At 46.7% G+C, this 14,210-nt stretch carries 7 protein-coding genes and 2 pseudogenes; 2 read left to right on the top strand and 7 right to left on the bottom strand.

Going from position 1 to position 14,210, the window contains the following annotated elements:
- Positions 1 to 9,248: pseudogene (locus AAC037_RS01245) on the bottom strand (hypothetical protein); the annotation flags it as partial.
- Between the two features lie 1,029 nt (positions 9,249 to 10,277).
- Here AAC037_RS01245 and AAC037_RS01240 point away from each other — a divergent pair.
- Complete coding sequence (locus tag AAC037_RS01240; protein ID WP_339901022.1) at positions 10,278 to 10,760, top strand: Arm DNA-binding domain-containing protein; 483 nt, start codon at positions 10,278 to 10,280, stop codon at positions 10,758 to 10,760.
- Positions 10,757 to 11,512, top strand: coding sequence for a tyrosine-type recombinase/integrase (locus AAC037_RS01235; protein WP_339901020.1), 756 nt, complete (start codon positions 10,757 to 10,759; stop codon positions 11,510 to 11,512). Before AAC037_RS01240 ends, AAC037_RS01235 begins: the two co-directional genes overlap by 4 nt.
- Positions 11,513 to 11,703: 191 nt before the next feature.
- Here the strand turns inward: AAC037_RS01235 and AAC037_RS01230 are convergent, their stop codons facing one another.
- From AAC037_RS01230 to AAC037_RS01205, 6 genes and pseudogenes are all read right to left on the bottom strand, one after another.
- Positions 11,704 to 11,847 carry a transposase domain-containing protein gene (locus AAC037_RS01230; protein ID WP_339790208.1) on the bottom strand — a complete coding sequence of 48 codons (144 nt, stop codon included), beginning with the start codon at positions 11,845 to 11,847 and terminating at the stop codon, positions 11,704 to 11,706.
- 84 nt (positions 11,848 to 11,931) lie between these two features.
- Positions 11,932 to 12,098 (bottom strand): annotated as a pseudogene (locus AAC037_RS01225) (transposase); the annotation flags it as partial.
- Positions 12,032 to 12,421, bottom strand: a complete 390-nt coding sequence (locus tag AAC037_RS01220; protein WP_339901024.1) for a transposase — start codon at positions 12,419 to 12,421, stop codon at positions 12,032 to 12,034. The pseudogene AAC037_RS01225 and the gene AAC037_RS01220, both read right to left, overlap by 67 nt.
- A gap of 106 nt (positions 12,422 to 12,527) precedes the next feature.
- Positions 12,528 to 12,884: a transposase gene (locus AAC037_RS01215; protein WP_339790169.1), complete on the bottom strand. Its 357-nt coding sequence runs from the start codon at positions 12,882 to 12,884 to the stop codon at positions 12,528 to 12,530.
- Positions 12,885 to 12,947: 63 nt separating this feature from the next.
- The gene (locus tag AAC037_RS01210; protein ID WP_339790166.1) at positions 12,948 to 13,097 is read right to left on the bottom strand and encodes a hypothetical protein; all 150 of its coding nucleotides are present in this window, start codon (positions 13,095 to 13,097) and stop codon (positions 12,948 to 12,950) included.
- A gap of 563 nt (positions 13,098 to 13,660) precedes the next feature.
- Positions 13,661 to 13,990, bottom strand: a complete 330-nt coding sequence (locus tag AAC037_RS01205) for a hypothetical protein (protein WP_339901018.1) — start codon at positions 13,988 to 13,990, stop codon at positions 13,661 to 13,663.
- Positions 13,991 to 14,210 lie beyond the last annotated feature (220 nt).

Raw genomic sequence — 14,210 nt, 5'->3', positions numbered from 1 at the left:
CGTCTGTCGGCTAGCCCTTCACCTCGTAAGATCAAAGCTCCATTGAGGTCGGTCATATAATAGAATACCGGCGAGTTTTTCTCAAGCCCCCTGGCAGCAACATTGATGTCCGACTGGATAGGGTTGGGGTATGCATTGATGGAAGGAGCTTCTTTAAGAATCCTGATGGAAGCAACTTTGCTGTAATCATACTGGCCATCAAAATCAATTTGCCTGATCCTGTAGTAGGATGTTCCCCAGAATGGCTGGAAGTCAGTGAACGCATAATCTTGCCTGTCGGTCGTGGTGCCGGCGCCGTTTACTTCGCCAATTTTTTGATACACCATGCCATACTCAGAGCGCTCAATTTCGAACAAATCATTGTTAGTTTCTGAGCCTGTGGCCCAGTCGAGTATCGCAACGCCATTTAGCTCAGTAGCGCTAAAGCTTAAAAATTCGACCGGGAGCGGGGTTGTGTCTTCGTCGGTCGTGCCAAAAGTCACGAACTTCGTACTGTAACTAAGGGGCCCGGCAGTCATTGAGCCTCCTGTTGGCGTGCCGCTAGGAGCGCTTGTGGTGGTGATCATGTCCCACAGGGTTCCAGACCAAAATGCCATTCGAAGATTGGCAATGGTGCTTTGAACGTCTGAACCGCTGTTCCAACTTAGCTTTACACTTGAGCTCGCCGGGGAGGGTACACTGATCATCCAGTATTCATTCTCGCTCACTTTCACAATGCCGTCGGCAGGGTCAACTGCTGTCACGGGGCCAATGGCAGACGCTCCTCCGTTGTAATATTCAACAATCCAGTCCTTTGTGCCTACATAACCTGTTGGTGCCTTGATTTGCATTTCACCGCTTCTGGATCCCTTACCCACAGGAAAGGTATACGACGAAACATTTGGCGGCAATACTCTTACAAACGGCCCGTTCACGTACCTGGCTGAGCTAAACCCAGACAATGTGCCATTAAGCGTTAGTCTCAGCGTATTGTCGGTATTGGTAGTTATGAGCCCATTTGTGAAGATAAGCTGCCCATCTACATCCACATCTGCATTGGTACTAATTCCCCTGGAGGCGTCGGCGTTGTTGACAATGGTGACTCCGTTTGCATTATTGATTTCAAGGTTATTAAATGCATTGGTTCCAGTGAAATTGCCTGACACACTTTGGGCAGCAGGGCCTCTCAGTACTATTTTGCTTGCTCCACCACCATTGTCGAAGCTTGAGTTATCGGACTTGTATATGTTTCCATACACTGAGGTCGAATTATTGCCATCTGGAACCACCACTTTAACTGTCCCCAGTATCTCCAGATCTTCACACACTTTAAGCGTATTGTTATTGGGTACAGTTCTGTCACCAGCGCCAGAAAAAACCAGTCTTCTGACATTTGGTATGTCATTAAGCACAGCATAAGAGCCGTTACCAGCGAACTCAAGACCACCTCCACCGCTACAGTTGGCATCAGGAAAGAATTCCTCATAGTCTCCTGTCGGGAATGCCACAGAGCTACCATTGGAAGTGAGCTTTAAGGTGCCGGCACCGGTTACAAAGCCGAGGTTGTGGTTGGAAAAACCTGAGGCAATTTCCAGCGTTGCACCCGCCTCAATTGTCGTTTTCCTGATCCGGATATTATTGGAATTCAGAACCAGGGTGTAGCCAGACTTGACGACAATATCTGACGATGAGCCAGGGGCTGGTGACGTCCCTTCCTGGTAGGAGGCGTCGCTGTAATAATTGCCAGACGAAGCCAGCTCGTAAGTTGTAAAAGTCGGAACCATATCAGGTATGGCGGCTCCGCAGAGCAATGAGGAGCCATTGTTCTGTAAGGTCACACCAGCAGTATATATACCCTCAAGGGTTCCGTCAGTATTGGAATTGAGAGGGTAGGCGATTCTCAAATTGTTTTCGTCAAATTCTGACTCCGTAAATACTTTGTCCCAGAATGATCCAAGGTTATAAAGTCTTGCAGGCCCGTAATTGGCTACTGTATAGGGGGCGGTTACCGAAAAGTCGGCTGCATCATAATACATTTCCAGCGTGCCATTGAGGCCTGTTACGCCACTCGATTTGATAATCCAATAGTATTGCAGCACGTTGTCGGAGTCAACTATCTCGGGATCGGTGCAGGCTCCAGCCGTTTCTGCATCCTCGGCAATCGGGGCCAAATCCGCAACCGGCCTGACAGTAATATAGCTGGCCGAAATATCGTTCACCGTTATCACAGCTGGAGTATATGATGTAAGACCGACTGGAAAGGTGAAAGTGGAGTTGCCTGCTGTAATTGTTGGAAAAATCTTCCTCAAGCCAAAGTCCTTAATGGAGCTGTTGGTCTGAATCATCCTGTGTACGTTAAAGTCTGTATAGGCTTTTCCACCGCTTCCATTTTCTATGGTTGAGGTCTCAGGAATGATAAGGAGGTTACCTCCGATATCAAGTACTCCGGTGGTGAGAACGAGCTTTTGGTCAACCTGAAAGTTTTCGTCAGTATCGGTGATGATCAGCCCTGCTGCGTTATTAAGGTTTACAACACCAAAATAGCTTAGTCCTGACGAAGACCTGCCAAGGTTTTGTTTCTCTGTTCCATTAAAAACTATTCCAGGCCCTGCTGCTGCGCTTATATGTGTGGCGTCGTGCAGTAGATCCTTCTTAATGTTGAAGGCGTAAGTGGAAGTGTTCAGAGTGCCAGCCAGGATGTCGGCATTATTTGCAACAGTCACGGACTTTGCAAGTACAAGTGAGCCTGATCCTGACTTTTCAAGGTTCCAAAAAGTGGTAGTTCCAGAGCCCGATATCGTTCCGGTGGAAGAGGTTGGAAAGAAAGTCGTTTGGTTGTTGGCAATCGTGCCAGCCGAAACAAATGTACCATCGTTTACAATGCCCTCATTTACTGTTAGATCCAGGCCATTGGCGTTAAATATACTCCCCGTAGTGATGGACAAGTTGTCAACCGTAAGTGGTGCTGTGTATATTTTAGCAGTCACGTTGGCGGACCCGATCCGCAGCGTTTCAAGATTGATGCTGGAGTAAATGCCGAAGTTCGTTTGCGAGGCAGGCGTATCTGCATTTCCAAGGGTAATTGTGGAGCCATCACTTATGCTGCTTGTGGCCGGAGAAAGACGAACAGTGGGTACTGATGTTGAGTTGAGGTGGCGAACTACTGTAAAAGACTCTCCTGCGCCTTCGTCAATATCGAGATTGAACTCGCTGCCAGGGTTGATCACTTCAAACACTCCCCTTGTGGCGGTTGGAACTGCGTTCTTTCCAAATACGGCTACACCTCCTGTTTGCGTGTACTTTAGAATACCCGAAGTTGAAGCGGTACTCCTTCGTACCTGAGAACCCACGGTCAGAGTGCCAGCGGAAAGTTCAATAGATGCATTTCCAGACGCCGAGTACTCTATAAAGTTGTTGACTCCAACACCGCCATCCATGTTCAGTGAACCGCCACTGATAACGAGTGAACCGTCAAGTATGATACCAGTGTTGGCGCCGTTTACCCTAGCTACACCTTGTTGGATTTCTAAACCACCAGATCCTGAGGTTGCCTCGATATTGAGGGAATTGGGCAGAAGGAAATTACCTCCTCCACTTGAGAGTGTCACATCGATTAGCGGGTCATTTAATACAAGTTTCCCATTAACTATTTCAATCGCTTTATCGGTTGTATTTGTTGTGCCGCTAAGTGTGAAGCTGTCGTTGAAAGCAAAACTCGCATTTGTATTCTCCTTCTTGTTTAGTGCAACTCTGTAAAGTTGGGGTATGTTTCCGTTGGTAGTGTTGAGGGCACCTGAAAGGCTTCCTTTCAGAGTTAGGTGGATATTTGATTCTGTATTCCCTCCGAAGATCAGCCCATTTCCATTAGGTGCTATTGTGGTATTGTTGCCAGTCGTGTTAATAATAATGTTTTCACCAACCGATAAACTATGGTTAACAGTACCGCCACTTTGCACTCGAATTACATTTCCTCCTGAAGCAGCGGTTCCTGTTGGATTTCCAACGTAAACGCTCCCCTTAACATCAATTGACCACGGTATTCCACTATTTAAGAGCCTTAATTCTCCTCCGCCGGTGCCATCAGTCAATGGTCTAAGGTAAAGGTTGGCATTGATCGTGGCACTACCCCCAGACGCACTACTAAGCTCTAAATTCGAGTTGCCACTAACTTCAAGGTTTTGATTTGTCGTGAAGTTCTTTGCGATGGTTACAGTTCGATTATTTGAGCCCCATCCATCATTAGTAATATACAGTGTAGGAACTTCGTCGGGAATGTTGTTTATGGTATAATCATTGAAAGCCTCATAGAGTAGAGTCGAAGAATCTTGGCTACTGAAGAGCCCCAGGTCTACAGCTGCGAAACTTGGATCTCTTTGGTTATTGTTTGTGCTTCCTCCTCTCACACGAATAGTTCCCTCGCCCTCTATCACTTTAATTAAAATATTTCCTGTTGAATTCCAGGTTAGCGTCGGTCTAAATTGAAAGTCGTTCGATCCCCCAAGTTCCGATAGTGGTTTTCTTACTACAGGCGCATTACCCAAATTATCTGTCATCTGAGTAAACAATAGCCTAGCTGCAGTCACATCACCTCCATTTACTCTTGCCGAGTGAGAGTATCCCCGATATGTAGTTTTGGGGTCATCATAGGGGAAGAAACCAATGACAGCAATATCTCCCGCACCCGGAGTGTCCGGAGAGTCTGGATTTGTACTTAAGTGCGGATTAGCAGAATTGAACCCTGGTTGATCATTTCTTGTCCACGTATTTGCCGTCGTCCACAATGGTTGGTTGCCAGTGAGGTCACGGCCTTTCGTGTAGTAAATCAATGGGGCATTGACAAACCTTGCTGTCTCGCCGGTCGTAAAGTTGGCATTTACCAAAGGAAAACCTGCAAAACCTGCCTGGGAAAACTCTCCTCCATTGCTTGTCCCATTAAAAGTGATGTATCGGGTAGCGTTGTTTTGGTTTGTGTTTTGGTAGGCGGATGTAACGATGTCCGTCAGGTCACTTACAGGGTTAGACTCGTAGGCCCTTGTAAAGGGCGTCTCATCAAGAACATAGCCAGGCACATAGTTTTCCTCTAAGCCTGCAGGCTCTAGACTAGGCCTGTCCACACCAGCAGTTACACTGTTTGATGCCCTGTAATAGAAGCGAAAAGCCACATTTGGTACAACAATAAAGTCACTGTGCCTTACTCTCCAATAGTGTTGAAGTACTTGCCCTCCCGCCAGATCCGTTAATTGCAGCTCGCCTGAGACTACGTTGATCTGGACATAGCCATCGTCGGAAAAGTCCTTCACCTTCATTTGGGCTGGTCTCGAGTAGAAAGTAGTACCACCATCGAGCGTAAATCCAACCGGAAAAGTGATAGGGGCGGTATTGTTTAGCCTCGACGTTTCATCTTCTGTTACCGTGTTGCCTCTTACCTTGAGCTTGAGGCCACCATCACTGGGGTTTCCGTCGGTAAAGACGAGGATGTTTCCGGTAATGCCTTCGTTGTTAACTCTAATGACACTTGTGTTGGCTACGTCACTATTGAAGAAGTTTCCTCCGCCATTGTTGATGTTCCATATCTCATCAATGGTCAAAGTGTGGTTTTTTACATAAACCCTGCCGTTAAGGTATTCTACTCTTTCGAAAAGAACATCGCTATTCAATTCGACTGTAGTAGCTGCCCCCACGTTGAACCTGATGTTTCCGAAGATTGCATCATTCGTCGTAGTGATGGTAACTGGCGGGTCTTCTCTGAAGCGAATTTGTGCGGTGGAGGGTGTGCCAGAGGCTGTTGGGTATGGGCCTGCGCTGAAGTAAGTTCCCAGACGGTCGTTATTGGTGATGGCTCCCCAAATCCTCAGCGTATAAGCATTTTGATCCATCGTTCCGGACAGCACAGAAATGTCTCCGTTAACGTCCAGTCTGATTCCACCAGTGTTTCCCGTTCTCGCCACCAGCCTGAGCTCATTGCCGCTGGTTCTGTTGAGCACCACGCTACCTGTTTCTAGCTGCCCGATTCCACTCGTTACGCCGTAGTAGACAGTGTCGACAGCAGAAGTGCCAATCGTTTGATTGAAAAAGGTAGTGTTATAACTTGTTGGCAGATCTGCAATACCGTCATAAGGAGCAACGCCCCCAAACACAGCCTTGTAAGTTGAGTTTCTCCCAATATAGAAGGAGCCACCAACATATACGTCATTGTTATTGATAGCAGATGTGATAGGTGCAAATACAATCGGATAGTTTCCCAGCGGGTTGTTGTTATAGGTGTCGCTGTATCCGTGGATTATAAGGTCGTTGAGTGCTACCAGAGGCTGTGCGGCGACCGCTGGCTCGTCTGAGCCTCCTCCGGTACCTGATGTAGTGCCTGTGAGGACGATATTGCCCACGGAAGCTGCTGTGGCTCTCATTTTTACATTGTAGAAAGGAGCTCTGGATGTGACTCGGTATTCGGTGGTTGTGCTTGACTGGAAAGTGACAGTGCCCCCAGTTACCACCTGATTGCCCGGGTCACAGTTGATAAATATATTCCCTCTGAGGCTGGAGGTGCCTAAATTGTTTCTGCCATTCACAATCAAATCGCCACCGGTCATTACAAATACGTTCCCTGTGTAGGTAAGGGAGAATAGGGCGTAGTCAGCATTGACTGAACCGCCGCCATTGATGGTAACAGTACCACCATTTTGTTCGTACGTTCCCTGAGCAGAAAGGCCATTTACCGACGTTCTGAACGCTGCCATATAAACAGTACCACCATCGACTTTCAGCTTTCCGGCGTCTCTCAGAGTTAAGCCGCTTCCAACGGAAGCAATTAGCTTTCCCGACGTAACTTCTACAGTGCCATAAGGCACAATGGCCGTGCCGCCGGTTTTGGCCACAAACCCTCCGTCAATCTGAAGCTTTGCCGTTTTTGGGATTGAGTAATTTCCGGTAGTATTAATTACAGGGACTGCTACGTTAACCCCCAGCTTTACCGTTCCTTTGATAAGGGAGAAAGCGTTCAGGTTGGATGTTGCCGCAGTTATGTCCGAGTTGACATCGTAGTTGGCTCTTCCGAGCAAACGGAAATAAGCACTGTCCGGCGCTTGAATGGAAAGCGTGAAGGTTTCGTCTGTTCCTTTATCGATAACAATTCTTGAGAAATAGGTCAGGTTGTTGCAGTCGACGGTCTGATCTTTGGTGGCGCTATTGAAAAAGGTGTTGACCCTGCCTGTTACATCGTCTGTAGTGTAGTAGGCTGTTGATGGGCTATATCTGGCCGCCACGGAAGCAAAGTCTGTCCGGTTAGTGAAATATGTCTGACCATCGTTGGTGAAGTTTCCTGAAATGGTGAACGAGTGGGTGGCGTTGGCATTTGCTGTAACTATGCTTCCTATCCTGGTACTGCCGTTGTCTTCCACTATTACGTCGCCGCCAACGGTGAGGCTTCTGGCTGTGGTAGTGCCGTCGCCAAACTGAAACTTTCCGTTTCTAACAGTGAGGTTGCCATAGAGGCTGTAGTTAGAGGCAAGAATGACTTTGTCAGTGGCTGTTGCTTTCTCGATGCGCAGATTCTTGAAGGTTCTTGCAACCGCTAATGTCATGTCCCCTGCGCCAGCCATGATCAAGGTTCCACCGTTGTCGGGGTCAGAAAAACCGATATTCCCTGTTGTAATGCCCGCTGGGAAGTTGGTGATGCCGCCATTTCCCTGAAGCCTGATCTGACCGTTGCCGTTTATCGTTTTGAAGTTGTGACCAGTGGAAGTTGTAAGATACAAGTTGCCACGCACCTCCATAGAATTGACGGTTATGTTATTTGTGCCTGGCTGAACGGTCACCGTTCTGCCTGGTCTGATAATTACATCGTCTTCGGCACCGGGGATGTTGTTGCCGGGGTTCTTTACGATAGGTGCTGTGGAAGCGTCCAGCGTCCAGGTAGCTGAATTCGACCAGTCGCCGTCCTGAAACACATACCATGTTTTTGATGTAAGCTGAGTCCCTTTCCCTAGTGTGTAATACCCTGATTTGAACCTTGAGGCTGGAATAGAAATTACCACCTTATCACCGCTTTCAAGGGAGTATTTGTCCACATATATGCTCGTGAAATTAGCGGAGACATCACTTCTGTAAAGCAGAACATATTCGTTGAGGTTGCCTGAGTAAGTGAGTCCGGCATCGTTAAAGTCGAAAAGTAACTCTGCATTGACACCGCCTCCGTTGACCACACCAGACTGGCTTACTTCTGTGTACCAGCTTCTTGCCCAGCGTGAAGTAACACCAGCTCCAATCTGAGTGGCAAGCCCGTCGGCATGTGCTGTGCCATCGTGAGCAAAAGCAACAAACTCTCCGGCGTCCAGTGAGCTATTCACTTCTCTTATTTGCAATGCGTCGGAAGTCGCCGAAGTCACCTTGACCGTGCCGTCCACTGTTCCCAGTCCTCTGTATTGGGTGAAGTAAGAAGTATTGTAGGTGCCTAGATTGCCAAAAATATCGTTTGTGGTCAGGTTGATGCCATATTTGTGACCAAGCATGTTTTCAATGATGACCCTTTGCGGGGCGCTTACTGCTCCATTGTAGATGATGACCTCCGCAATATCGCCTGGAAAGCTTCGGTTGTCGCTAAGGTTGAAATTTCCGATATATAATGGTGATGCATTGTCGGGCAAAGGAGTTGTTACATTGGCGCCACTGCTTGTCACAGAGTTTCTATTGAGGAAGAACTTGTTCCCGGACAGCGTGTGATCATAAGTGGTTGAGATAACATAATTGGTGTTATCACTGACACTTACATTGGCTGTGCCGCCGTCGCTGATATCGGCACTGATGCTGCCGGAGTTTCTGTATAACCGGTAAGACTGGTTGGCTCCAACGCCAGTTCTTTTGTTTAAAATCCCCTGTACGCCGCTGCTTTCAGTTCTTATTACTAAAAAGAAGCTCATGGCCGATGACCAATCCAGCAGTGAATTGTCATTTACCGCCAAATTATAGTTGGTGCTGCCCGTTGGCCCGAAGTTAATGGATGGCCTATTGTTCAGGTTGGCATTGCTTGCAGTATAGGTTGGTTGCCATGTGCCGTTCGCCTGGGCAGCATTCAGCCCATTGCCAGATTGATCGGCCCACGCACTTACTTTACCACTCGACTGGGTAATACCTGCATCGGCTTTCAACCACAGTACGTTTCGGGGAGCAATTGAACCATCGCCACTACCAATGCCCGCCGGGCCGGTTTGGGCGTAGGTATTGGAAAATGCGCCAAACAATGAAAGGAAGGTGGCAGCAACAAAAACATTTCTCATAGAGGCTAGAATGACTTACTTAAATAGGAAATGGTATCAAAAGTGGAGTAAGAGAGTAAGTTTATAATACTACTTTCAAAATTAGACAATTCTAATACAGTACTGGAGTATTTGATAGAAGAATAGTCGGTATTCGTCGAATTTTCTGCAAAAAAGTACATGGCTTTGAGTTTTGATTACCTAAAAAGCAAGTCTTGTTTTTTGTGATACTGAGATTCGGAAGCCTTGTGAAATGCTAAGGGATTGTTATCTTTTAAAGATAAAAACTGAATTTGGGAGGCCCAAGCTAACTCCAAGCCCGACCGCTTGGTTGATGAGCCAAATTGCATCTTTAATTTTTCACAAAAAACAGTGAAAATATTACATCGGTTGACCCGCACTTTGTTGGTGATGTGAAAATGGGACTATTTTTACCTGATCTAGGGGAGGGTCTTGCCGGTGTTGCCGAGTTATTTTTGGAGGTGAATTTGAATCAGAGAAAAGACCTTGATTAGATTAATTACAGGCGAACTCGGCGAATTAACGATGTGTATGATTTTTGCAGGCCGGAAAGGTCTAAATTGTGGGAATCCGTGTGGGAGGTGGCGAAAGGTTGGCAAGCCTTCACAACGTGGGGGTCTGACATACACCTTGGAATAATTTTGGGAACTGCAGTCAGGTGCTCGGACGACCCAAAATCCCCCAATTGTTAGCACATTGATAGCGACAATAAAAAAGCACTTACGATTTTCATCTGTAAGTGCTTGATTATCAGTTGTGGGCCCACCTGGGCTTCCGCCGGTGGGCGGATAGACTTCTCGCCCAGAGTAATGTACAAAACAAGAAAAGCACCTCTCAATGAAGAAGTGCTTTCGTTTCTAAATTTAGTGGGCCCACCTGGGCTCGAACCAGGGACCACCTGATTATGAGTCAGGTATTTTATGATTTCATCTGGATATAAATTCCTTCTAATTTCTATTAAAACCAATATTTTACTTTCTTCTTTCCAAATGAAATCATAAATTGTTGGCGAAATGTTGGCGAAAAAATATGGCAATCACATTAAGGTATAGTATTGATACACGAACCAAACTCAAGAGCGGAAAGTACCAGCTTCGACTAAGGATAATTTATAACAGGTCCGACTCCTTTATTCCCACAGGGTTTCACTTAACTAAAGAAGAGTGGGATCAAAAAAAGGAGATTGTGCGAAGCACCTCCACAACGCTGACTAACACGACAAGATTCAATAATAAGCTGGCCAAGGACAAAGCAGAGCTAATGGATAAGATTGTTGGGCTTGAGACAGCCGGAAAGCTTCACGGGCTGAGGGCTGTTGATATCAAGGAGCTTGTTTATGCAAAGCCTAGTGAGACATACACTGTTTTATCCTTTATTGACATGGAGATGCAAAGTCTGATTGAGGAGGGGAGAGTGGGAACAGCGAGAACTTTGCGAGACCTGAAGAACAAACTCATCAAATTTCACGCAAGAGTGCGTTGCATTTTGCAGACATCAACTATGCATTTTTGAGAAATCTTGAGAAGACCCACTTGGCAGCAGGTTCCAACAGGGGCTCATTGGGAGTTTACATGAGAACACTCAGAGCAATTTTCAATAAGGCGATAAAGCATGGTATTGTGAAAGAGGAACTTTATCCTTTTAAGCAATATACTATCCGGAAATCAGAGCCATTTCGCAGAGCACTCCAGGAAGAGGATTTGAAAACGATCATTGGCGCTAATCTTAAAAAAGGGAGTGCCCTTTCGAAAGCTCGGGACTTCTATTTGGCTAGTATCTATTTAAGAGGTGTGAACTGGATGGACATGGCCCTAATGAAAATTAGCGATATAGAAGGAGATTTTGAGCGCATTAATTATAAAAGGCACAAAACAGGCAAGCCATTTAGTGTTAAGGTTATTCCGCAAGTCAGGCAGATTCTTCAAAACCTGAATGGCGACCTTAATTACAAATCAAATCAGTACCTATTTCCCATCCTTAAGCCGGAGGATGAAGGCAACCGGATACCTCTAAAGATTGAGAACAGAAGAAGAAAGCTAAATAAGACCTTAAAGGAATTAGCAGGCCAACTTGAGATAAAAACTTTCACTATTTACTCCGCCCGCCATACTTGGGCAACGCTCAGCAAAAGAAAAGGCATACCTACTGCAGGTATTCAAGAAGGCCTCGGTCATGCGACAGAGCAGCAGACTCAGACCTATCTTGATTCCTTTGGTAGCGAAGTGCTAGACAGGTATAATGATATGGTTTTTGGAAATCTATAGCCACACCGCAAGAATTTGAGCTTGTTTGCATTTTTTGACTACCATCCGTTACAAAAGGCAATCGAAACCGATGCCTGTGGGTTGCTGGAGGTTGTTTGTGCGTATTTGAGGGCGGGGTTAGTAATACTAGTATCTCAGCTACCCACAGCAAATAAATTTAGTCCAACGTATCCGTCCAGTAAACCCATTAGCTATGCTGACTGGGTGGGTTTGTACATTTCCCAGATATTAGGCAGGAGCTGGTAGAGGTTCTTTTGCTTTTGCGACTGAATTCTTTCGAGCACATCGGTGAGCCATAGCAATTCGTTGATCGCATTCCTCTTGCAGGTGGTCATAAAGGAATACATGGCAGCGGTCATATCGGCAGCATCATGTGATTCAGCGAATAGATAATTCTTTCTGCCTACCGCCACTGCTCTGATGGCAATTTCCACAAGATTGTTTCAATCTCTATTTGCCCATGTTGTGCATAGGCAGATAAGCCTTTCCATCTGGACAAACTGTAGGCGATGGCTTGGCCTAACGGGCTGCTGGGCAAAATGGTTTGCTCATGCCCTTTCGTCCGCTCTTCAATTTTGTTGAGCACTGGGACAGCCTCTTGCTGCCTCCGCTCTGTGCGTTGCCCCAAGGGAGGCTTTCATCACGCATGCTCTGTTCTAGTTTATAGAGTTGGCTCATAAGCTCAGCGCATGACTGGGCGTCCCCCAACAACTTACGTCGGCCATGAGCCATGCGATACTCTAACATAACCTGAGCATGATTGCTGTACAAGCTTTCATACCCCCAAAAACCATCAGTTTGAATAACGGCTGAATATCCGGCCAGCACCACTTTGGGGCCGCTTCTGTCACGGCCTTTCTGGTAATCAAACAACACCAATTTTTCGGCAGGAGCAATATAGACCCACATGGACCCTTTGTGGATGCCGTTTTTGTCCTGCTTACCCTTGCACCTTAATAGATGCCTCATCTACCTGTAGATATTTCTGGTTGATCGCCAGTAGCTTGATTCGCTCCTAGATCGGAGCCAAATGCTTCCACCCTTTCATCATCCAGTCGGAAGCTGTAGAAGCTGGGATATTGACCCCCAGTCTGAGGTATTTGTCTATCTGGCGGTGAAGGGGTAAGCCGTATACGTATTTATCAAGGATCATCTGAGCAATAACCCGGTCTGAAGAGATGCCTTTCTCAACCACCCGGTCTGGAATCTGGCCTAATGCAATGCCTTGGCCGTTTGGACTGGCATATTTAGGGCGTACATAACGCTTTACATAAAACTCTGCAGGGACAAGGTCAAGCACCTCGGGGACCTCTTCACCTATTTTAACACAGCCACTTACAACTTCTGATGGCTCAATGACGATGGTTTCCATACGCAGGTTTTCAGGCAATGGCATACGGCCTGTTCCCTTGGCTCGCTTCTTTGGGGCTTTCTTTTAAGCAACAACTACTGCCTGTCCGGAATGCCCCTCTTGTTGCTCCTGTGTGGTGCCCAGGTCAAAGAGGTTCATTTGAGAAAGGTCAGCATCCTGCACTGGAAGCTTTTCGCTCTTCTTGCCAAAAAGGTATCGGGGGAATTTATCCAACTCAAAACGAAGCTGGGTGATCTGCTTGTCTTTAGAAGAGACAATTTGGAGGTGTTCTTCCTCTTTTTTTGGAGATGATCAACAGCGATTCTTCGTAGAGTTTTTTGTAGTCTCCGACCGGGCCTGTCGCTGTGTTTTCCATGCATCTAAAACGGCATTTCAGCTATTTATAGGCACTTTTTAATACTAAAACTTAGTCTGTTTTTACGCTGTTTTTAAGGCGCTGTAACGCTTGCGTAGGCGCACTGTTTTCAGCGTTACCCCCTCCATGAGCAGGGTCAGCTAATGGCTTGTAATGGCTGGCTTATCGCCCGTCGGCCACCGCAGCGGCAGACCGTTCAAAAGTGCCCCGCTCCAGTCTTTTGATGTAAAGAGCAAATCCGTCCCTGTCCCATTGTAGCCAACGAACTTGATTACCACGCTTGCCCAGAAAACAAAAACATCTCAGCGAATCACGGCCTAGCTCACTGCCAACCAGGCCAGCACGAGAGTAGATCCCGAAGCGCATGTCACTGGGGGATCGGTACAAAAAGTAACAACAGCTATGGGATATAGCCAGCATACTACCTGCCTGTCAGTCTGGTAGACTCTGTCAGGCTTTTTAGTAGCCCGATATAGGAACTGCCCAGATTCTGAAAAGAACTGTATAATTCCAGACGAACTCCGGAAGGATACTGAATGGCGGCCATTAACTCCCCCTTATTGTTGTAAGATGGTGGAGGCAGGGGATGAAAACCTGAAGCTGAGCCTGTCTGCAAGGTGAGCCTTTTCAAACTTCCTGATCCAGTAATAAAAAGTTGCCAGAGGGATACCCGGAATTGCTGCGAACTCTGCCTTGCTTTTTCCAGACTCCTGCTACTGATCATAGAGGCCAAGCATCTGCTCGTCGTCATGCCTTTTCATGGCACAAGATTAGCCAGACTAGCCTAATTTTGAAATATGCGATTCATCGGACGGATACCTTGAGGCTCGATTGTTAATGTCAGAAAAATGGATAAGGTCAGGAAATGATCGATACAGGTAATCGAAACAAACTAGCTAACGCATATATCAAGATATGTGCTTCAACTTTGGTTGATGTTTATTGCCCAACAAAACGCCAAAACTGCTTTT

Source organism: uncultured Cyclobacterium sp., assembly GCF_963976465.1.
In the GTDB taxonomy this organism is placed as follows: Bacteria; Bacteroidota; Bacteroidia; order Cytophagales; family Cyclobacteriaceae; genus Cyclobacterium.
Note: the sequence above shows the minus strand (reverse complement) of the source record. Positions and strands in the feature narration are given on the sequence as shown.